Raw genomic sequence first — 20,808 nt, 5'->3', positions numbered from 1 at the left:
ACGCGATTAGGCCGTTGTCGATATGTCCAAACCGTCGAGCGCGCCGGCTTGGCCGTCGTCGGGGACCGGCGGGTGGGCCGCCGGCGGCGGGCACGGTGGGGCGGTTTCGATGGAGACCCGCAGGCGATCCAGTAGCGCCGCCAGCTGGCGCAGCTCATCGCCGGTCAACCCGCTGGTCAGTACCTTGAGGTAGCGCCAGTGGTGAGGCAAGAACCCCGCTAAAAACGCTTCCGCGACCGGGGTGATCTCGACCAGGAACGAACGCCGGTCGTGGGGATTGAGCACCCGCCGGACCAAAGACCGCCGCGCGAGGGTGTCGATCAGACCGGTCAGGTTGGCGCGCCGAACGGAAAGCAACTCGGCAAGCTCCCCCATCGTGACCGGCTCCTGTACCCGGTGCAGCACGCTCAGCGCCTGGAACTGGCTCAGACTGAGTTTGTAGGGAGCCAGTTCCGCCGCGTGCGTTCGGTCGGCCGCCGCCACGGCGCGGTACAGCATCATCATCACGGTCAGCGACTCCGGGTCGAAATCATCACCGGCCTCATGCGCGCTGCGGGTAACCTGTTCGGCTACCGACAGGCCCGCCCGGCCGGCCGCGACCCGGCGGTTTTGACCTGCTGGCTGTGTGCTCAACTGCACTCCCTCGCGGGGTGAGACCGTATCGTGCGCAGAGTCTAACACGGAAAGCTTGTTGACCCTGATATTTATATCACTGTACTATCAATAGTCCTGAGGAACTTTGGGGGACACAACCGCAGGAGGACGGCCGTGGGCGAGGTGCTAGGGATCGGGTTGTCGCATTACCCACCGCTCAGTGGCCGCGACGAGGACATGGCCGGACTGCTGCGAGCCACCCTCAACGATCCGGCCATCCCGCCGGCGGCGAAGGACCCGGCGAACTGGCCCGAGCTGATGCGCCGGGAATGGGGTTCCGACGAGGGGCGCTCGGCTGCGGCCGCGCACCGCGCCGCCCTGGTCACCGGATTCGAGCGGGCCCGTGCCGCCCTGGACGAGTTCGCCCCGGATGTCGTGCTGATCTGGGGCGATGACCAATACGAGAATTTCCGCGAAGACATCATCCCGCCATATTCCGTCCAGGCATACGACGATATGGAGGTCCGGCCCTGGGCGCAGGCCGACCACTCATCGGACATGGCCGGCCGCGCCAACGTCTGGAACGAACCCGCCGACACGACGGTGTTCAAGGTGCGGGGCCGCCGCGACATCGCCAAACATCTCGTCAGCTCGCTGCTGGATCGCGGCGTCGACGTGGCGTACGCGTATGAGCCGCTGCACCATCCCGGGCTGCCGCACGCATTTCTCAACGCCATCTTGTACCTGGATTATCACCGCGCGGGTTTCGACTACCCCGTTATCCCGTTTTCGGTCAATTGCTATGGGCGTCGTGTGATCAGCTACCGGGGTTTTGCCAGCCGCCTGGACGACACTCGGGAACTCGATCCGCCGTCACCGCATCCGGCACGCCTGGTGGCCCTCGGGGCCGCGGTCGGGCAGATCATGGCGGAGTCGCCGTGGCGGATCGCTTTGGTGGCGTCCTCGAGCTGGTCGCACGCCTTTTTGTGTGACAAGACCTGGCGACTACGCCCGGACACGGCTGCCGACCGCTACCTCTATGACCGGCTCACCGTCGGGGACATCGACGCCTGGCGGGCGGTGTCTCTTCCTGACCTGGAGGCGTCGGGCCAGCAGGAACTGCTGAACTGGTTCGCGCTGCTGGGGGCAATGGAAGCGGTGGGCTCGCCGGCACCGTCATGGTCGGAGTTCATCGAGACCGATGTCTTTAACTCCAACAAAGTGTTTGCGATCTATCGGCCATGAAAACCGCAGGCCTCCAATCGACAACAGGGCCGGTCTCCGAGAAATCCAGTGTCATGACAGCGCCGACGACGTGGCCGGACCGGCTGGAGCGGCTTGCGCACGGCACCATCGACTTTCACACCCACGCGATCGACCCGGAGCTACCCGACATCGGGGCGACGTATCGGGGATCCTTTCCCCGGGTCGAGCGCACCGGTGAGCGCAGCGCCAGGATCATCGTCGATGGTCGTGGGTACCGTGATATCGACGATGCCTGCTGGTCGGCGGACACCCGGGTCAGCGATATGGATGCCGAGGGCATCGCCGTGCAGGTGCTGTCCCCGATCCCGGTGACGTTGTGCCACGAGCAGCCGGCGTCCGGGGCCGCGATCCTGGCGCGCGCCCAGAACGACTTTTTGGCGACCCTGGTCGCGTCGGCACCCCAGCGATTCCTGGCCCTGGGCACGGTGCCGATGCAGGACCCGCCGTCGGCGATCCGAGAATTGACCCGGTGCATCACCGAACTCGGGTTTGTCGGCGTCGAGATCGGAACCCGTGTCGGAGAATTCGACCTCACCGATGCCCGGTTCCGGCCATTTTTCGACGCCGCGTCGTCGCTGTCGGCGGTGATCTTCATCCACCCGGTCGACCGTGACGTGGATCCGCGGGTGACCAACCTGGGGTTGGGGTTTGGGGTCGGCATGCCCACCGAGACGGCAACCGCGGCGGCCGCGCTGTTGGCGGCGGGCGTCGTGCAGGCCGCCCGCGGGGCGCGCTTCGTGCTTGCCCACGGCGCTGGCGCGCTTCCCGCCCTGCTGCCACGCCTGGATCAGGGGCAGCGTCTTGCTGCCCACCGGGCCGGTGCAGAGCGGCTCTCTGATGCCGCCCGTCGACTATGGTGCGACTCGCTGACGTACGACGCCGCGAGCCTGCAGTTGGCATTGCAACGCTTCGGAGCCGGGCATGTGGTCCTGGGCACCGACTACCCCTTCGCGGCCCGCGAACACCCCGCCGGAGAAGTCCTCACCCACCTCGACCCCCCGTTGCAGCGGCGCATTGGCACCACGAACGCCTGCGCGCTGTGCTCGGACGTGAGGCACCACCTGAGCCGGCGTCACGTGTCGGAGATGACTGACCCGACCGTCAACCGATCGGGCACCATCGCTCACATCAGCAACCGTGTCGACGTCGTCACCGACGTCGCAGACCAGGAGGGACATCCCAGGCTATGACCGCCGACGCCGGCACCACAAACCCCGCTATCGGCTCATCCGTCGACGCCGGCGGGATCATCACCAATTACCTGGACGCCGGCGACCCGACGGGGGCGCCGGTGGTGTTGTTGCACGGCTCCGGTCCGGGGGTGTCGGCCTACGCCAACTGGCGGCTGACCATCCCCGCGCTGGCCGCCACCCGGCACGTCGTGGCCCCGGACCTCGTCGGCTTCGGCTACACCCAACGGCCCACCGGCTACCACTACACCATGGACAACTGGATCGCCCACATCGAGGCGTTTCTCGCAGCTCTCGAACTTCACTCGTATTCGCTGGTGGGCAACAGTTTCGGCGGTGCGCTGGCGTTGCGGCTGGCCACTCGGCACCCCGATCAGGTCCGTCGGCTGGTGCTGATGGGCAGCGTCGGCGTCCCTTTCCGGCTGACCGAGGGGCTGGACGTGGTGTGGGGCTATGAACCCTCGGTGGCGGCGATGCGCCGGGTGTTGGATTTTTTCGCCTACAACCGGGAGCTGATCACCGATGACCTGGCGGCGGCCCGCTACCAGGCCAGTGTGCAACCGGGTTTTCAGGAGTCCTACGCGGCGATGTTTCCCGCTCCCCGCCAGCGCTGGCTGGACGCGATGGTCACCGACGAAAACGCCATCCGTGACATCCGGTGCCCGGCCCTGATCGTTCATGGCCGGGAGGACCGGGTCATCCCGCCCGAGGCTTCCCGGCGGCTTTTCGAGCTGATCCCCGACGCGCAGTTGCACATGTTCGGAAAATGCGGGCATTGGACCCAAATCGAGCATGCGGCGGCCTTCAACCGTCTTGTCGCGTCATTCCTTACCGACGAACGGCAATGAGCCCCTGTTGAACAATCCCGAAAAGAGGCCACGGTGAAACTGTTCTCCCGCACCACAACCCACGGGGCGCGCACCGTCACCATCACCGGTACCACCAAAGTGTTCGAGGTTCCGGGCAAGGATTCCATCCTCAACGAGGCGTTGGCGGCCGGCATCCCGTTTCCGCACAGCTGCACGGTGGGCACCTGCGGCACCTGCAAATCCAAACTCGTCCACGGCAAGGTCCGCGAAATCGTCGATTCCGCTATCGCGCTCAGCGCCCAGGAACTGCGTGACGGCTACATTCTGCCGTGCCAGAGCATCGCCCGAAGCTGCATCGAACTCGAGGTCGCCGGCCTGGCCGACATGCCCGAGCACCCCCTGGTGCACACCGGCGCGGTGATCTGCGCGCAACGCTCGCTCACCCACGACATCACCGAGATCGTCCTGAAGCTCGACAAAGAGCTCGACTACACCGCCGGCCAATACGCGGAACTGCGCATCGACGGGGTGACCGGCCCCCGCTCGTATTCCTTTGCCACCGCGCCGGACGACGCAAACTTGCGCCGGGTGACCTTTTACGTCCGCCACGTGCCGGGGGGACAGTTCACCGATTGGCTGTTCGACGCCGACAGGCAAGGCACCCGGCTGCAGCTGGCCGGTCCCTTCGGTGACCTGTGGCTGCGCCCGGCCGACGAGCCGCTGTTGTGCGTGGCCGGCGGAAGCGGACTCGCGCCGATCAAGGCGCTGCTCGAAGATGCCGTCCGCCAGCGCTGCAAGCGGCACACGGTCCTGCTCTTCGGCGCCCGAACACAGCGCGATCTGTATTGCCTAGCGGAGCTAGACGAGCTGCGCCGGTCCTGGAACGGGCAATTCGACTTTCATGCCGTCCTCTCCGACGAGCCCCCGGAATCGACCTGGTCGGGCGCCCGCGGCCTCGTCACCGACGTGCTGCCCCGGTTACCGAGCCAGTTCATCGGTGACTGCCACGTCTATACCTGCGGCCCACCGGCGATGATCGACGCCCTCGAGACCGCGTTGCGCGACATCCGGGCCGACACCGAGCACTTCTATGCCGATCGATTCGTCACACGCATCCCCGGAGCCGCGCAAACCCTATGAACGCGCGTTGCTCCAGCCCCAGGCCAGTCCTAGCAATTTACCCAGTGTGATGAGGATCACCGGGTGCAAAGATTTCAGGAACGATTTCAGGAAATTACCCCCCGTAGAGGCAACCGATGACCACACCAATCGCCGAGAACCTGGACCACCTCGCCGCCCTGCTAACCGATGCGGTGATCGAAGACCCGCACACCGGCCGCTACCGGGTCAACCGCCGGATCTTCACCGACGATGAACTGTTCGAACTGGAAATGAAATACATCTTCGAGGGCAACTGGGTCTACCTGGCCCACGAAAGTCAACTACCTGACCCGGGTGATTACTTCACCACCTACATCGGCCGTCAGCCGGTGGTGATCACCCGCGATAAGGATGGTGACCTGCACTGCCTGATCAACGCCTGCTCCCATCGGGGAGCCATGCTGTGCCGCCGAAAGACCGACAATCGAATGACGCTGACCTGTCCGTTTCACGGCTGGACATTTCGCAACGACGGGCGACTGCTCAAAGTGAAAGATCCCGAGGGCGCGGGCTACCCGCCGTCATTCAACCTCGATGGCTCGCATGATCTGACCAAGGTGGCCCGTTTCGACAGTTACCGCGGTTTCTTGTTCGGCAGCCTCAATCCCGACGTGCTGCCCTTGACCGAACACCTCGGTGACACCACCAAAATCATCGATCTGCTCGTCGACCAGTCCCCCGACGGCCTGGAGGTGTTGCGTGGCTCGTCGACCTACACCTTCGACGGCAACTGGAAGGTGCAGGCCGAAAACGGCGCCGACGGCTATCACGTCTCGGCCACCCACTGGAATTACGTAGCCACCACCTCGCGGCGCAGCACCGGTGAATCCAAGACCGGCACCAAGGTGCTCGACGCCGGCAGCTGGGGTAAACACGGCGGCGGTTACTGGTCGTTCCCCAACGGTCATGTGTGCCTGTGGACCTGGGCGGCCAACCCCCAGGACCGCCCACTGTGGGACAAGATCGATGAGCTGAAAGCCACCCTGGGTGCGGCCAAGGGCGAGTTCATGATCAAAGGGTCCCGTAACTTGGGGATCTATCCGAACGTTTATTTGATGGACCAAATGTCCACGCAGATAAGACATTTTCGGCCGATCGCACCGGACAAGACCGAAGTGACCATTTACTGCATCGCCCCCAGGGGGGAGAGCCCGGCGGACCGGGCTCGCCGCATCCGCCAGTACGAGGATTTCTTCAACGCCTCCGGCATGGCAACGCCGGACGACCTGGAGGAGTTTCGCTCCTGCCAGCGGGCATTCCACGCGAGCAGCGCGCGGTGGAACGACATCAGCCGCGGCGCCGAGCATTGGCTTTCCGGGCCCGATCCGGTCGCCGAATCGCTGGGCATGCAAAACGTTATCTCATCCGGTGCCCGTAACGAGGACGAAGGTCTTTACGTAGCGCAGCATGGCTACTGGCTGCAAACCATGCGCGCCGCGCTGGCCCGAGAGGCGTCGCTGCAGATGGAGAGCGTCAGATGACCACCGCGCAGAACACCGACACCGGCGGCAAACTAATCACTCAAAACATGGTCGAGCAGTTCCTCTACCGCGAGGCCCGCTACCTCGACGACCGCGAGTTCGAAAAATGGCTGGAGTGCTACGCGGATGACGTTATCTACTGGGTGCCGACCTGGGGTGATGATGACCGGCTGGTGGAAGACCCGCAGCGGGACATCTCACTGATCTACTACGCCAACAAAGGCGGCCTGGAAGACCGGGTCTTTCGGATCCGCACCGAGCGCTCGTCGGCCACGTCCCTTCCCGAGCCACGCACCAGCCATAACATCAGCAACGTCGAAATCATCGAGCGCCGTGGTGACCTGGTCGATATTCGGTTCAACTGGCACACCATGTATTTCCGCTATCAGACCCTCGACCCGTACTACGGGACATCGTTTTACACCGTCGACTTCTCCGGTGAGCAACCGCTGATCCGGCGTAAGACGGTGGTGCTGAAAAACGACTACATCCACCATGTGGTGGATATCTACCATTTCTGAAGGCGCGCACATGGCTACCACCGCCGCGACCTACCAGGTCGCGCTTGCGTTCGAAGACGGGGTCACCCGATTCATCACCTGCCGGGCGGACCAGACCGTTGCCGATGCGTCGTACCGGCAGCGCATCAACATCCCGGTGGACTGCCTCGACGGGGCCTGCGGCACCTGCAAAGCGTTGTGCGAATCGGGCCGTTTCGACGGCGGAACCTATATCACCGACGCGTTGTCCGCCGCGGAGGCCGCGGCCGGCTACTGCCTCCCCTGCTGCATGAAGCCCCGCTCGGATCTGGTGCTGCAAATCGCCAGCACCTCCGAGGTCGCCAAGGCGAAAGCGGGCCGGTACACCGGAAAGCTCACTGCTCTGCAACAACTTTCGCCTACCACAATGCAGATCGGCATCGACATCCCCGATCGTGACAAGTTGGCGTTTTTGCCCGGTCAATATGTCAACATCACCGTGCCCGGAACCGAACTCACCCGGTCCTACTCGTTCAGTAATTCCCCCACCGAGCGGCAACTGACGTTTTTGATCAAATTGACCCCCGGCGGTGCGATGTCGGGCTATCTGACCGGGCGGGCCGCTCTCGGCGACACAATCACCTTCACCGGCCCCCACGGCTCGTTTTTCCTGAGGGAGGCAGACCGGCCGGCGCTGATGCTGGCCGGCGGAACCGGCCTGGCGCCGATGCTGTCCATGCTGGGCGGGCTGCGCGCCCAAACCAGCCCTCGCAAAGTGCACCTGATCTACGGCGTGACCACCGACGATGACCTGGTGGCGCTCGACGAACTGGCTCGGCTGTCCGCCCAGCTGCCCGGTTTCAGCTGGGACTACTGTGTCGCCGACCCGCACAGCAGCGCCCCCAACAAGGGGCCGGACAAGGCCTACGTCACCAGCCTGCTAGAGCCGGCGCACCTCTACGACGGCGACGTCGCCGTTTATCTGTGCGGTCCGCCGCCGATGGTGGAGGCCGTGCGCGACTACTTCCGGACCACCGGGTTTCAACCGACCGGCTGCTACTACGAGAAGTTCGCGCTCGCCGTTCCCGACGCCGACAAGGCCGGCGCGGCCGCTGCTGCCCCGCCGCATGCCGAGCCGCATGCCGAACAGCTGCTGCCCGCACCCGACGCCCGAGGGATAGCCGGCCAGCTCATGCTGCCCGCGAAGGAGATCGGCGCCTGGGCGGGGCCGATTGCCGTCACCGACGACAGCCGGGTGTTACGCCGGCTGGCGGGACAAGAGATCTTCCCGCCCCCCGGTTCGCCGCTTCCCGGGACCGCACCACCGGCGATTCCACAACCGTCGGTCTCGATCGTCGGCCCGGACGGCTACCAAATCGGCGAGGACCACCCGCCCGTGCTCGAGTCGGATGCCCTGTTCGAAGCCCGCCAGGCCCTCGAACTCGCCGCCCTGGAACTGACCCTGGGCCGGTTGACCGGCCAGCAGCTGACCGGCTACCGGTTGCTCGCCGAGTCCACGCTGCGCTATGTCGACGGCGACCGCCTGGCCGACGCCGCCCAATTCACCGAAGCCAACGCGGCGTTTCACGACTACCTGTTCACGCTGAGCGGCAACCAGCACCTGTTACAAGCCTACCAAGCCCTCGACATCAAGGGCCGGATGAGCGAAGTGCTGCGTAACGCCACCTGGTGTCACCCGCTGGTCGCCCAAGACCACGTCGACATCGTCGCCGCGTTCGAGGCCGGCGACAAAGAGGCCGCGCGGGCGCTGATCGTCGCGCACGCCGAGCGGTCCAAGCAAACCATGCGCCGTGCCATGGCGGACGCGGGCGCGGCGCGGCGCCCGAAATTCGTCACCCCCGGCCGTTTCACCGGCAAGGTCGTCGTCGTCACCGGAGCGGCCCAAGGCATCGGCGAGCACACCGCGCGCCGGATCAGTGCCGAGGGCGGCACGCTGGTGCTGGCCGACCGCTCGGCGCTGGTGAAGGAGCTCGCCGACGAGCTGGCGTCCGTCGGGCCGGAGGCGCTGGCCGTCACGGTGGACCTCGAGTCGGCTGACGGGGCCGAAACCCTGGTGCAGCAGGCGCTGGCGTCCTTCGGGCACATCGACGTGCTGATCAACAATGTGGGCGGCGCGATCAACTTCAAACCGTTCACCGAGTTCACCGGAGCCGAGATCCGCGCCGAGATCGAGCGCTCGCTGCTGACCACACTGTATTGCTGCCGCGCCGCGCTGCCCTCGATGGTGCGGCGCGGCCGTGGGGTGATCGTCAACATCTCCTCGGCGGCCACCCGGGGCATCCATCGCATCCCCTACTCGGCGGCCAAGGGCGCGATCAACGCGCTCACCGCCTCGCTCGCGATGGAGTACGCCGACGCCGGAATCCGGGTCGTCGCCACCGCCCCCGGCGGCACGCAGGCACCGCCACGGCGGATCCCGCGCGGCACCCCGCAGCCGCGCACCGACACCGAACGCGCCTGGTTCCAGGCCCACATCGACCAGACCCTCGACTCATCGCTGATGAAACGCTACGGCACCCTCGACGAACAGGCCGCCGCGATCTGTTTCCTGGCCTCCGACGAGGCGTCCTACATCACCGGCACCGTGCTCCCGGTGGCCGGCGGGGATCAGGGCTGACACCGGCGGCCGACGGCGAAGCGCCCGGCAGTGGACCGGGTATTCGCCGCGCTCCTAGCATGTCAGCGTGATCATCGCGGCCACGACCTGCGTCGGGCGCGGTCGGGAACTGGCCGAGCTGAGCAGCCGCTGTGCCGCGACAGCGACCCGCGGCGCCGACATCGTCGCGGTGGTCGGGGCTTCCGGGATCGGTAAGAGCACCGTGTTACGGCGGCTGATCAGCCAGCGCGAGGCGGCCCGGTGGGCCCGCGCGACGCCGTGGGAGAGCGGCCTGCCCGGTGGGGTGCTCAGTCAGCTGCTGCAGGAGAAGGTGCCCGCCGAGCCGGTCGCCGCGGCCGAGCAGTTCGTCGATCGGATCACCGGGTTGCAGCCCGCGCTCGTCGTGGTCGACGACGCCGAGCACGCCGACGAGCTGTCGCTTCATGCGCTGGTCTCGGCGGTTCGGCATCATCGCCGCCTGCCGCTGTTGGTGGTGGTGAGCACCACGTCACCGCAGGTGATCGCTGACGCGGTGAGCGAGGAGATTCGGCTGGAAGGGCTGGAACCCCCCGCGGTTGCCGAGATAGCGGCGTCGCGGGGCCTGGTGCTGCACCCGGCGATGAGCGAGATCCTCACCCGGCACACCGGGGGCAATCCCCGCGCCGTGGTGGCGCTGCTCGACGAGCTGCCGATCGATGTGTGGTCTCGGCCCGGCGTTCGGCTGCCGGCGCCGTCGCACGTCGTCGCCGATGTGGCGGACCGGCTGAAACGCTGCGGGTCGGCGGGCCGCGCGCTGGTGGAGGCGCTCGCAATCCTCGATGATCACGAATCACTTGGAGCTGCGGCAGCTTTAAGCGGACTGGAGGATCCGCTGACAGCGATCGACGAGGCCGCCGACGCAGGGTTGTTGGCGCCCTCACCGGGGTTTTCGCCACGGCTGCGCGATTCGCTCACCCGGGCCGCCGTTATCGATCTCATGGGCGCGCACGCCGCCGGCGAAGCCCATCGCCGGGCCGCCCGGATGGGGGCCGATCCGGTCCGGCGTCTCCATCACCTGATCGCGGCCACCGCAACCCCGGATCCCGGTCTGGCCGAGGACGCCGAACGACTCGCTCACGAACGCGCCTCCCAGGGAGCCTGGGCCGAGGCCGCGCGACTCCTCCGGGAAGCCAGTCGGCTCAGTTCGGACCCGGCGTTGCACGATGAACGACTCACCCGTTCGGTCGACGCCCTGATCGCTGCGGGCGACTGCCTGGGCGCCGCCGCGCTAGTGCCCACCATCGAAAGCCTGCACGAAACGCCTTTGCGTGACGCCGTCTTGGCGTACCTGGCGATCCTTCGCGGCCGGGCCGCCGAGGCAGAGGTCCGGCTGCGTCGTGCGTGGGACATCGCCGATGCCGGGCGAGACCCCGAGACGGCGGCCATGATCGCTCAGCGTCGAGTCCTGCACTCACTGGTGCGTTGCCGGACCGAAGAACTCGTGCACTGGGCCGACCGCGCGCTGGCACTTGCCGGCGGCTGCTCACCCGCCGGGATCGAGGCCGCCGCCATCCGCGGCCTGGGACTGGCCGCAGCCGGAAAGGTCCACGAGGCGGCCGTGGCCTACGACACGCTGGCCAGCCGAATCAGCCACGGCGCCCAGGCGCAGCGGATTGGCATGGGCCGTGGTTGGTTTCAGCTGAGCCAGGATGACATCGACGGCGCCCGAAGCAGTTTGGAAGCCGCCGTCGCCATGGCCGCGTTGGGCGGCTCGACGCGGATCACGCTGTGGGCGCTGGGCTGGCTGGCCCGGGTGCAGTTCGTGACCGGCGAATGGGACCGGGCGCTGGACAGTGTGGAGCGCGGCCGCGCGCTGGCCGGCTCCAGCGGCATCGTGCTGGCGACACCGCTGCTGGCCTGGACCGCGGCCCAAGTGCACGCGCTGCGCGGCGACTGGAAGAAGGCCGCTGCCGATGTGCTGGCGGCCGACGCGGTCACCGGCGATTACGAGATGATGCGAATCCCGCCCCTGCTCGCTCGGGCGCATGTCGCCGAGGCCAAAGCGTATTACGCCGCGGTGCGGCGCACGCTGGAGCCGCTTACCCGGCTGTCCGCCGATACCACGGTGGAGCCTGGTCTATGGCCGTGGGCCGACGTGCTGGCCACCGCACTGGTGGTCGACGGTCAGCTCGACAGCGCCGAGGCGTTGTTGCGCCGTCACGAGCACTGCGCTCGCGGGCATCGCTCGGCCACCGCCCGGGTGCTCGCCGCCCGCGGCCGGCTGCTGGGCGCGCGGGCGGACCTGCCGGCGGCGCGACGGGCCTTCCAGGAGGCGCTTGCGTTGCTCGAGGGACTGCCGCTGCGCTACGACCTGGCGCGGGTCTACTTCGGCTACGGCCTGACACTGCGCCGCGCCGGCAAGCGGGGCGAAGCCGACGCGGCGATCAGCACCGCCCGCGACCTTTATCTCTCGCTCGGCGCGCACACCTACGTGCAGCGCTGCGAGCGCGAGCTCAGGGCGGGAGGCGTGCATCAGCTGCGCCGGCCGCGGGCTCCCGTCACCCTAACCTCGCAGGAAGAAGCGGTGACCGCTCTTGTCGCCCAGGGACTGTCCAACCGTGAAGTGGCGGCCGAGCTGTATGTGTCGCCGAAGACCGTGCAGTATCACCTGACCCGGATCTACCCGAAACTCGGGGTGCGGTCCCGTGCCGAACTCGCCGCCCTACGGCGCTGAACGAGCATCCACGCTTCACGGAATGGCACGCACCACACCGCCGTCCACCCGAAGGGCCGCTCCGGTGGTCGCCGCGGCCTGGGGCGAGCACACGTAGACCACCAGATTGGCCACCTCATCGGTGGTCGCGAACCGGCCCAGCAGCGAGGTCGGTCGCATGGTTGCCAGAAACTCCCGCTCGGCATCTTCGGTGGTCCGCCCCTGGCGGGCGGCCAATTCTTGCAGGAAGGTGCTCACACCCTCGGAGCGGGTCGGCCCGGGGAGCACCGAGTTCACCGTCACCCCGCTCGCCGGGTAAGACTCGGCCAACCCCCGGGCCACGGCGATCAAGGCGGTCTTCGTCATCCCGTAGTGGACCATCTCCGGGGGAATGTGCAAGGCGGACTCGCTGCTGATGAACACCACGCGCCCCCAGCCCCGGTGTGCCATCCTGGGCACGTAGTGGCGGGCCAGCCGAACCGCTCCCATGACGTTGACATCGAAAAACCGCTGCCACTCCTCGTCGGTGATCTCCGCGAACGGTTTCGGCGCGAAAATCCCGGCGTTGGCAACGAGCACGTCGACGTCGGGTTCTTTCTCGAGTAGCGTGGCCACCCCGTCGGCCGTGCCGACATCGGCCGCCACGCCCGTCACCCGGGCGTCGGGAACCTCCTCGTGCAACCGGGCCACCGCCTGGCGGACGCGGTCGGCTGTCCGCCCGTTGACGACCACCGCGGCACCCGCCCCGGCAAGGCCCCGCGCGATCGCGTAGCCGATCCCGGCGGTCGACCCGCTCACCAGTGACCGTCGGCCAGATAAGTCGATCCGCATGCCCGCTCCTTCCGGTGATGAGTCCAGGTGCGCGGTCCGGTGTCCATCATCCGGGACGCCACCGGGTGCCGGGCACGCATATTCCGGGCACCGGAACACCGACACCGGTGAGCCCACGGGCGGCTGGAACAGGTGCGCTCACCCGACGCGGACGGCGAGCATGGAGACCGATCCCCCCTCGAATCCCGTCACCGGCAAGCCCACCGGCTCGTCCTCCGAACAGGCGCCCAGCACATACAGCAGGGGCAGGTAGTGCTCGGGAGTGGGGACCGCCAACGCCGCATCAGCGCCGGCGCTCCGGTAGCCGATCACGTCGCGGAAACGGCGCTCCCGAAGCGCATCTCGCAACCAGGCATCGAAGCGAACCGCCCAGTCGAACGGGACGACGGGGTGCCGGTCCCAGGCGTAAAGGCGCAGATTGTGCACCACGTTGCCCGAGCCAAGGATCAAGATCCCCTCCTCGCGCAGCGGACGCAAGCGTTGCCCCAGGTCGAAATGCTGCGCGGGGGTAAGGGTTTCATCGATGCTCAGCTGCACCACCGGAATGTCGGCAGCCGGGTACATCTGCACCAGAACCGACCAGCTGCCATGATCCAGCCCCCAGTCGGCGTCCGGTTCGATCGCCGCCGGCGCCAGCAGGTCGGTGACCCGGCCGGCCAGCTGCGCTGACCCCGGGGCGGGGTATTCGACCTCATACAGCGCACGGGGAAACCCGCCGAAGTCGTGCAGGGTCACCGGCTTCTCGGCAGCGGTCACCCGCCCGCCCACGCCGTACCAGTGCGCCGAGATCGCCAGGACCGCCCGGGGCCGCGGGATCGACGCGGCCAATCGCCGCCAGGCCGCGCTGAAGGGGTTGTCCTCGATCGCGTTCATCGGATTGCCGTGCCCGACGAAGACGGCCGGCATCACCGCGGGGCGCATCTTTGACATCCCGGTGGCCGATCAGTTCGCCGCTGGGGCCAAGACGATGTCGAAACGCACCCGCGACCACTCGCGATCGCCCACATCGCGGCCGTCCGGGGTGGGTGTTCCGGGGCGGTGGCGGGTGAACTCCTTAACCAACGAGTCTTTGACACCAAAGACCGCGTCCCCAACCTCAAGCTGGGGATCCCCGGCGACGAACACGTGGGTGACCAGGGTCCGTAAACCGTCGGCGCTGACCATGACATGCAAATGCCCCGGGCGCATCGGGGAGCGGCCCGTGGCCGCAAGCAGCGCCCCCACCGGCCCGTCGTGCGGGATCGGGTACGGCGTGGGGGTGAGCCCCCAAAAGCGATACCCGCCTTGAGCGTCGGTGAACAAATGCGCTCGCCCCGCGACCCGGCCGTCGGGATACTGCACGTCATACAGCCCGGCGGCGTCGGCCTCCCAGACCTCGATTCGGGCGCCCGCGACCGGGTTGCCGTCGGTGTCGGTGACCCGGCCCTCCACCCAGCACGGCTCGCCGGGAGCCCCGCCGGCCATATCCCCGCCCAGCGGGATCCGCGGCGAGCCGGTGACGAAAAACGGGCCGAACACCGTCGCCTCGGTAGCACCCCGGTAGACCTCGTTGTTGACGGCCACGGTCTGCATCGAGGCGCCCAGCACGTCGGAGAGCAAGATGAACTCCTGGCGTTTGTCGTCGCTGATCTGCCCCACGGCGGTGAGAAACTCGATCGCCGTCTTCCACTCCGACTCGCTGAGACGCACCTCGCGGATAAAGGCGTGCAGATACCGGGTGAGCGCCTGCATCAGCTGGCGCAGCCGCGGATCGGGGGTAGCGGCAAAAGCGTCGACGACGCGGGCCACAAGGTCGTCTTCCACGGCCCGCTGCTCAGCGGAGATTACGGTGAGGGCAGCTTCTGGCTTAGTCATCGTGTGCTCATTGCGCCTTTCGTGATGTCCTCGGCGAGGATCCCCGGATCAGCCCCCCGCCACGCCGCGGTGAGCAGCCGGCGCAGATCCTCGGCGTCGACCGGGCGCGGATTGCCCGGCGGCACCTTCGGCAGGATCGCGTCCACCGCGGCGCCGATGTCGTGTTCGCGAAACCCGTAGTCGCGCAACGCCTGCGGCGCCCCAAGCCGCACCCGCAATCGTTGCAGACCCGCGAGCGCCGTCGGCGCCTCGAGCGCGGCCGCGATCCGGCGCTCGGCCTCCGGCGCGGCGCTCGCGTTGAACGCCAGCACGTACGGCAACACGACGGCGTGGGTCTGAGCGTGCGGAAGGGCGTAGGCGCCACCGAGAACATGACAGATTCGGTGGTGCAGCCCCGACCCCGCCGACGAGAACGCCACCCCCGCCAGATAGGCCCCGTAGAGGGCATGCTCGCGGCCGGTTAGCCCCGTCGGGTCGGTCACGATCCGGGGCAACCCAACCTTAAGCGCCCGGATCCCCTCTTGCGCCAGCGCCTGATCGATCGCGTCCACCCGAGGTCCCCACATCGAATCCACGCAGTGCGCCAACGCATTCAACCCCGAGGCCACCGTTATGGCTACCGGCAGCGAGCACGTCAGCTCCGCGTCGTAGATGACCGCTCGGGGCAACACCCGTGCGTCCACCCCGGTCGTCTTGCCGGTGCCGTCGGTCAGCCCCCACACGTTGGTGGCCTCCGAGCCGGCGTAGGTGGTCGGCACCGCCACGATCGGCAGCCCGGTGGTCAACGCAACGGCCTTCGCCAGCCCGGTCGCCGATCCTCCGCCGACACTGACCAACACATCGGCCTCATGGCGGACAGCGGCGGCGCGGGCCCGCTCGGCCACCTCGACCGGAACATGCATCACCACTTCGTCGTGACGATGCACCACCGGCAGACCCGCGGTGATCCTGCCCGCCCGCCGCAGCGCACCGGGCGAGGCGATCACCATCACCCGCGAGGCACCCAGCCCGGTGACCTCCTGCGCCAGCGTCGGCTGGGCGTCACCCGGGGCGAAGCACACTCGCTGGGGCAGAAATTCATGCGAGAACCGCACTACGGGCATACCTTTCATGCCGACACGGGAACCGTCCCGCGCTGAAGCTGGAGGCACCGGCAAACCTCGCCGTCAACTCATGGCTGCCATCTTAAAAACCTAAGCGTCGACCACGGTCCCGGCGATCATCGTTCCGGTACGCGGAACACGCCGTTCACGCGTGCCGATGATGCTCGGTGCTCCCCCGCTATCCGGTGATGCGTTGCCACCCTTACTCGGCTTGCAACGTCAGTCGAGGTCCGGGATCCGGTGACAGCGGGACGTTTTCGCGCCGCATGAGCCAGCTCGCGATGTTGTGGAACAGCGGGGCCGCCGAGGATCCCGGGGAGCCGTCGGCCGCGCGCCGCGGGTTGTCCATCATCATCGCGATGACATAGCGGGGGTTGTCGGCGGGCGCCATGCCCGCAAAGCTGATCCAGTAGACGTCGTCGAAGTAGCAGCCGCAGGCCGGGTTGATCTGCTGCGCGGTGCCGGTTTTGCCGGCGATCTGATAGCCGTCGACCGCGGCCGCCGGTGCGGTGCCCTGCTGATAGCCACGGGGGTCGCGCTGCACGACCGCGCGCAGCATGTTGCGCACGGTCCGCGCGGTCTGCGGCGAGACCACCTGAACACCTTGCGGGCGCGGCTCTTCGGTCCTGGAGCCGTCGGGAGCGATGATCGCCTTGATGATGCGCGGCGGGATCCGCAGCCCGTCGTTGGCGATGGCCTGATACATCCCGGCCATCTGCAACAATGTCATTGAAAGTCCCTGTCCTATAGGAAGATTGGCAAATGTGCTGCCTGACCACTGGTCGATCGGCGGTACCAGCCCGGCACTTTCGCCGGGCAGCCCCACCCCGGTGCGCTGACCCAGGCCGAATTTCTTGAGCATGTCGTAATAGCGTTGCGGGCCGACGCGCTGCGCCAGCATCAGGGTGCCCACGTTAGACGACTTGCCGAAGATCCCGGTGGTGGTATAGGGCATCACGCCGTGGCCCCAGGCGTCGTGCACGGTGACCCCGCCCAGGTGGATTGAGCCGGGCACCGAGAGCACCTCGTCGGGGTTGCTCAGCCCGTACTCGATGACCGCGGACGCGGTCACGATCTTGTTCACCGAGCCGGGCTCGTATGGTGCGGACACCGCCGGGTTGCCCAGCTGCCTATCACCCTGACGCCCGATATCCTGCGACGGGTCGAAGGTGTTGTCGTTGGCCATCGCCAGCACCTCGCCGGTTTTAGCGTCCAGCACCACGGCCGACACGTTGCGTGCGCCGGAGGAGTTCTTGGCCTGCTGCACCTGCTGCTGCACATAGAACTGGATGTCGTCGTCGATGGTGAGCTGCACGGTCGACCCGTTGATCGCCCTGTGCCGGTTGCGATAGCTGCCGGGGATGACGACTCCGTCGGACCCCCGGTCGTAGGTGACCGAGCCGTCGGTGCCGGCCAGCACGGCGTCCATCGCGTCCTCCAGGCCCAGCAGCCCGTGACCGTCCCAGTCGATGCCGCCGACGATGTTCGCCGCCAGGGACCCGCCCGGGTACTGGCGCAGATCCTGGCGCTCGGCGCCGACTTCGGGATATTTCTTGGTGATCGCGGTGGCGATCGCGGGGTCCACGGCACGGGCGAGGTAGACGAACGTCTCGTTGCTGCGCAGCTTTTTCAGCACGGTGTCCCGGTCGGGCTTGTTGTTGAGCCGGGTGGCGACCTCGCCGGCGATCTCGCCCAGCCGCTGCTGCGGGTCGGGGGCGGCGGCGTTCTTGCGTTTCGCCTCGGCCAGTTGCCTGCCGATCCTGCGGGGTTGGAATGTCAGCGCGCGCGCTTCGATGGTGAACGCCAACCGGTCGTTGTTGCGGTCGATAATGGCCCCGCGCACCGCCTTTTCCACGTCGGTGACCTTCAGTTGCCCCGCGGCCTCGGCGCGCAGCCCGGCCGCCCGCGGCACCTGCAGGTAAAACAACTGCGCGGCCGCCACGATCAGAGCCGCAAAAATAACCGCATTTCCGACACGGTGCCGAAACACGAACGACGCGCTGCGGACGCCCAGGTCGACAGCCTGCCGGGTACGCCGCTCGGATGCCGGGTGACCGTGGGCAACCGGGCCGCCGAGCCCTTGCCGGTGCGGCTTTTTCGGTTTTGCGGATGCCGCTGCGCGTCTGGGGTTTCCCCTGCCGCGATTCATCGGCGGTCGCCGGGGCTCGCGATGGTCAGCGGACCGAACTGTTCGCCACCGGGTGCAACGGTGGGCCCGGCGGTGTCGGGGGTGACGGCCACGGAAGGCGCGGCGGCCGGAACCGGCACCGGGGTACCCGGGGCACCCGGGGCCGGCGCGCCGACCGTCGGCGAACCCGGTTGCGGGGCCGGTGCCGCCTCGGACGGCCCGGGCCCCGGGGGTGGCGCCGGGGGTTCCGCCGCAGCCCCCGGGTGCTGGACTCCCAATGTCGTCGCGCCGTCGGGAGCGCGAACCAGCACCTCCGGCGTGGGTACCGCGGCGCCCGGTGACATCCGAACCGGCAACTCCACCGAATTCACCTGCTGCGGTGGGGGCGGTGGTGTCGGTTTTTCATCCGGCAGCTTGGTGTTCAGTGGCGGCGGCGGAACCCCGTCAGCGGGTTTGGGGGTGCCGACAACCACCCAGTTACCGGCGGGGTCTTGGACGAGGTGCGCGGTGTCCCTCGTCGGGATCATTCCCAAGTTTCTGGCTTCCTCTGCCAGCGCCGGTGCGGATTGCGCTTGCAGCACGTCACGTTCGAGGGCCTCCTTCTGCTGTCGCAGGATGCGGGTTTGCTCACGGGCGTTGCCCAGCTCATAGGAGCGCTCCGCGGAATCGGTGGATAACCACAGCGTGACGCCCAAACCGACGGCAAGCGAACCGATCACCAGCACCACAAAGGGCACCTTGCTCACCAGCGTGCGCGGCCGCAGGTCGACCGACATCAGCCTGGCGATGACACGGTCCCGCAGCGGAACCCGGATTACCTTAGGCGCCTTGGCTTTCCGGGCCTTTGAACGTGCCTTGGCTTGGCGGGTGCTCGTGGGCCGGGCCGATCGCTCGACCGGGCGGGGCATGGGCGCGGTCTGCGGTCCCGATCGCGCCGTTTTGCGCTCGCGGGTGCGCGCCGCGCTGCCCTCGGTGCGCCGGCGACCTGCGCCGCGGCGCGCCGGCGGTTGGTGCGTGACTGTCATGAATCGGCCCTCCCTGCGACTCCCGACCCCGGCCGGACACGCTGCACCGCGCGCAATCGCACCGACGCGCTGCGCGGGTTGTGGTTCACCTCGGTCACATCGGCGCGCTCGGCGCCGTGCGTCAACAACCGGAAATGCGGTTCGTGGCCGGGCAGTTCAACCGGCAAGCCCTCCGGGGTGCGGGTGGCTGCCGCCCGGCCGAACACCCGCTTGACCAGGCGATCCTCCAGCGACTGGTAGGACAACACCACCATCCGCCCGCCGACGGCCAACGCATCCAACGCCGCCGGGAGTGCGTTTTCCAGCGAACCCAACTCGTCGTTGACCTCGACGCGCAGCGCCTGAAACGTGCGCTTGGCCGGATGCCCGCCGGCGCGCCGGGCCGGCGCCGGGATCGCCCGGTAGACGACCTCGACCAACTCCGCGGTGGAGGTGAACGGCGCCCGGCTGCGGCGACGCACGATGTGCGCGGCGATTCTCCGGGCGAACCTCTCCTCGCCGTAGCGGTGCAGGATCTCGGCCAGGGCGGCTTGATCGTAGGTGTTGACGACGTCGGCCGCGGTCAGGCGGGACCGGGGATCCATTCGCATGTCCAACGGCGCGTCGTGAGCGTAGGAGAACCCCCGCTCGAGGCGGTCGAGCTGAATGGACGACACACCGAGATCGAACAGCAGCCCGTTGACTGATTCCGTTGCAGCGTAACCAGATTCAGTCAGCGCGGCGGCGATGTCGTCATAGCGGGTCGACACCAGCGTCACCCGGTCGGCGAACCGGGCCAACCGAGTGCGGGCGATGTCGAGCGCGGCCGGGTCCCGGTCGATGCCGAGCAGGCGCAGGCCCGGCAACTCGGTGAGAAACCGTTCGGCGTGTCCGCCCGTGCCGATGGTGGCGTCGACGAGAAGCGCCCCCGACCCGTCGGGACGATGCCGGGTCAGCGCCGGGGTGAGCAACTCGACGCACCGGGCCAGCAGCACCGGCACATGCCCAAAACTCCCCGGCTGATCAGCCACGGGCACCCCTTCCCCGCTGTGGCGCCGGCGGGCCGCCTGTGCATCGAGGTCCCTGTCCGATAGCGCGAACCTGGCGTCGGGGAAGTACGTCAGGGTCGGTTCGGGCAGAGGCCACGCTGCACGGGCGGGCGCCTTAGATAATCTCGCCGAGCGCTTCATCGCTGGCCGCGGAGAAGTTCTCTTCGTGGGTCTGCTGGTAGTCATGCCACGCCTGGGCGTCCCAGATCTCCAAATAGTCGACCGCACCGATCACGACGCAGTCTTTCGACAGGTTGGCATACCGCCGATGATCGGCCGACAACGTGATCCGGCCCTGGGCGTCGGGGTGCTGCTCGTCGGTGCCCGCGGCGAGGTTACGCAGGAATGCCCGCGCGCCGGGGTTGCTCCGCGACGCTTTGCTGGCGCGGCGCGCCAGCTGTTCGAACTCCGCCCGGGGGTAAACGGCCAGGCTGTGGTCTTGGCTCTTGGTGACCATCAACCCTCCTGCCAGTGCGTCGCGAAACTTGGCGGGCAGTGTCAGCCGCCCCTTGTCATCGAGCTTGGGCGTATAGGTGCCCAGAAACACCAG

Annotated in this window: 17 protein-coding genes; 8 read left to right on the top strand and 9 right to left on the bottom strand. The window is 67.7% G+C overall.

Translation table 11 applies throughout. The features are described 5' to 3' along the window. Positions 1-6: 6 nt before the first annotated feature. On the bottom strand, positions 7-633 hold the full coding sequence (locus tag QJR12_RS05835; protein WP_300579793.1) for a MarR family transcriptional regulator: 627 nt from the start codon (positions 631-633) through the stop codon (positions 7-9). 135 nt (positions 634-768) lie between these two features. Here QJR12_RS05835 and QJR12_RS05830 point away from each other — a divergent pair, with 135 nt between their 5' ends. The 8 genes from QJR12_RS05830 to QJR12_RS05795 all read left to right on the top strand — a co-directional run bounded on the left by QJR12_RS05830 (position 769) and on the right by QJR12_RS05795 (position 12,310). Then, entirely contained in the window at positions 769-1,839 is a 1,071-nt protein-coding gene (locus tag QJR12_RS05830; protein ID WP_300579791.1) for an extradiol ring-cleavage dioxygenase, read from the top strand. Positions 1,840-1,892: 53 nt separating this feature from the next. Then, positions 1,893-3,050 (top strand): amidohydrolase family protein, encoded by a 1,158-nt coding sequence (locus tag QJR12_RS05825; protein WP_300579789.1) that lies wholly within the window; start codon positions 1,893-1,895, stop codon positions 3,048-3,050. Next, positions 3,047-3,898 carry an alpha/beta hydrolase gene (locus QJR12_RS05820; RefSeq protein ID WP_300579788.1) on the top strand — a complete coding sequence of 284 codons (852 nt, stop codon included), beginning with the start codon at positions 3,047-3,049 and terminating at the stop codon, positions 3,896-3,898. The genes QJR12_RS05825 and QJR12_RS05820 overlap by 4 nt, the downstream gene beginning before the upstream one ends. Positions 3,899-3,931: 33 nt before the next feature. Further along, the gene (locus tag QJR12_RS05815) at positions 3,932-4,999 is read left to right on the top strand and encodes a 2Fe-2S iron-sulfur cluster binding domain-containing protein (protein ID WP_300579787.1); all 1,068 of its coding nucleotides are present in this window, start codon (positions 3,932-3,934) and stop codon (positions 4,997-4,999) included. 116 nt (positions 5,000-5,115) lie between these two features. Next, entirely contained in the window at positions 5,116-6,501 is a 1,386-nt protein-coding gene (gene benA / locus QJR12_RS05810; protein ID WP_300579786.1) for a benzoate 1,2-dioxygenase large subunit, read from the top strand. Next, positions 6,498-7,022, top strand: a complete 525-nt coding sequence (gene benB, locus QJR12_RS05805) for a benzoate 1,2-dioxygenase small subunit (protein WP_300579785.1) — start codon at positions 6,498-6,500, stop codon at positions 7,020-7,022. Before benA ends, benB begins: the two co-directional genes overlap by 4 nt. Before the next feature lie 10 nt (positions 7,023-7,032). Continuing rightward, positions 7,033-9,618 carry a benzoate 1,2-dioxygenase electron transfer component BenC gene (benC, locus tag QJR12_RS05800; protein ID WP_300579784.1) on the top strand — a complete coding sequence of 862 codons (2,586 nt, stop codon included), beginning with the start codon at positions 7,033-7,035 and terminating at the stop codon, positions 9,616-9,618. A 73-nt stretch (positions 9,619-9,691) separates the two neighbouring features. Continuing rightward, on the top strand, positions 9,692-12,310 hold the full coding sequence (locus QJR12_RS05795) for a LuxR family transcriptional regulator (RefSeq protein WP_300579978.1): 2,619 nt from the start codon (positions 9,692-9,694) through the stop codon (positions 12,308-12,310). Positions 12,311-12,325: 15 nt separating this feature from the next. Here the strand turns inward: QJR12_RS05795 and QJR12_RS05790 are convergent, their stop codons facing one another. From QJR12_RS05790 to mraZ, 8 genes are all read right to left on the bottom strand, one after another. Beyond that, positions 12,326-13,120 (bottom strand): SDR family oxidoreductase, encoded by a 795-nt coding sequence (locus QJR12_RS05790; RefSeq protein ID WP_300579783.1) that lies wholly within the window; start codon positions 13,118-13,120, stop codon positions 12,326-12,328. 138 nt (positions 13,121-13,258) lie between these two features. Then, positions 13,259-14,041: a 4,5-DOPA dioxygenase extradiol gene (gene ygiD, locus QJR12_RS05785; RefSeq protein ID WP_300579782.1), complete on the bottom strand. Its 783-nt coding sequence runs from the start codon at positions 14,039-14,041 to the stop codon at positions 13,259-13,261. Positions 14,042-14,062: 21 nt separating this feature from the next. After that, positions 14,063-14,974, bottom strand: a complete 912-nt coding sequence (locus tag QJR12_RS05780; RefSeq protein WP_300579780.1) for a dioxygenase — start codon at positions 14,972-14,974, stop codon at positions 14,063-14,065. Next, positions 14,971-16,077 carry a maleylacetate reductase gene (locus QJR12_RS05775; RefSeq protein ID WP_300579778.1) on the bottom strand — a complete coding sequence of 369 codons (1,107 nt, stop codon included), beginning with the start codon at positions 16,075-16,077 and terminating at the stop codon, positions 14,971-14,973. The genes QJR12_RS05780 and QJR12_RS05775 overlap by 4 nt, the downstream gene beginning before the upstream one ends. 202 nt (positions 16,078-16,279) lie before the next feature. Next, positions 16,280-18,226 (bottom strand): penicillin-binding protein 2, encoded by a 1,947-nt coding sequence (locus QJR12_RS05770; RefSeq protein ID WP_300579777.1) that lies wholly within the window; start codon positions 18,224-18,226, stop codon positions 16,280-16,282. Beyond that, the gene (locus tag QJR12_RS05765) at positions 18,223-19,230 is read right to left on the bottom strand and encodes a hypothetical protein (RefSeq protein WP_300579775.1); all 1,008 of its coding nucleotides are present in this window, start codon (positions 19,228-19,230) and stop codon (positions 18,223-18,225) included. The genes QJR12_RS05770 and QJR12_RS05765 overlap by 4 nt, the downstream gene beginning before the upstream one ends. After that, complete coding sequence (gene rsmH / locus QJR12_RS05760) at positions 19,227-20,399, bottom strand: 16S rRNA (cytosine(1402)-N(4))-methyltransferase RsmH (RefSeq protein WP_300579773.1); 1,173 nt, start codon at positions 20,397-20,399, stop codon at positions 19,227-19,229. Before rsmH ends, QJR12_RS05765 begins: the two co-directional genes overlap by 4 nt. Then, complete coding sequence (gene mraZ, locus QJR12_RS05755; protein WP_300579772.1) at positions 20,374-20,805, bottom strand: division/cell wall cluster transcriptional repressor MraZ; 432 nt, start codon at positions 20,803-20,805, stop codon at positions 20,374-20,376. Before mraZ ends, rsmH begins: the two co-directional genes overlap by 26 nt. Between the last annotated feature and the right edge of the window lie 3 nt (positions 20,806-20,808).

It is taken from the genome of Mycobacterium sp., assembly GCF_029961025.1.
Lineage (GTDB): Bacteria > Actinomycetota > Actinomycetes > Mycobacteriales > Mycobacteriaceae > Mycobacterium.
Note: the sequence above shows the minus strand (reverse complement) of the source record. Positions and strands in the feature narration are given on the sequence as shown.

Bases quoted from the DNA above. Each gene is read 5' to 3' on its own strand.
- QJR12_RS05780 (WP_300579780.1), bottom strand. From the start codon at position 14,974: ATGACTAAGCCAGAAGCTGCCCTCACCGTAATCTCCGCTGAGCAGCGG.
- QJR12_RS05825 (WP_300579789.1), top strand. From the start codon at position 1,893: ATGACAGCGCCGACGACGTGGCCGGACCGGCTGGAGCGGCTTGCGCAC.
- QJR12_RS05790 (WP_300579783.1), bottom strand. From the start codon at position 13,120: ATGCGGATCGACTTATCTGGCCGACGGTCACTGGTGAGCGGGTCGACC.
- QJR12_RS05775 (WP_300579778.1), bottom strand. From the start codon at position 16,077: ATGCCCGTAGTGCGGTTCTCGCATGAATTTCTGCCCCAGCGAGTGTGC.
- benC (WP_300579784.1), top strand. From the start codon at position 7,033: ATGGCTACCACCGCCGCGACCTACCAGGTCGCGCTTGCGTTCGAAGAC.
- benA (WP_300579786.1), top strand. From the start codon at position 5,116: ATGACCACACCAATCGCCGAGAACCTGGACCACCTCGCCGCCCTGCTA.
- QJR12_RS05820 (WP_300579788.1), top strand. From the start codon at position 3,047: ATGACCGCCGACGCCGGCACCACAAACCCCGCTATCGGCTCATCCGTC.
- ygiD (WP_300579782.1), bottom strand. From the start codon at position 14,041: ATGCGCCCCGCGGTGATGCCGGCCGTCTTCGTCGGGCACGGCAATCCG.
- benB (WP_300579785.1), top strand. From the start codon at position 6,498: ATGACCACCGCGCAGAACACCGACACCGGCGGCAAACTAATCACTCAA.
- rsmH (WP_300579773.1), bottom strand. From the start codon at position 20,399: ATGAAGCGCTCGGCGAGATTATCTAAGGCGCCCGCCCGTGCAGCGTGG.
- QJR12_RS05765 (WP_300579775.1), bottom strand. From the start codon at position 19,230: ATGACAGTCACGCACCAACCGCCGGCGCGCCGCGGCGCAGGTCGCCGG.
- QJR12_RS05770 (WP_300579777.1), bottom strand. From the start codon at position 18,226: ATGAATCGCGGCAGGGGAAACCCCAGACGCGCAGCGGCATCCGCAAAA.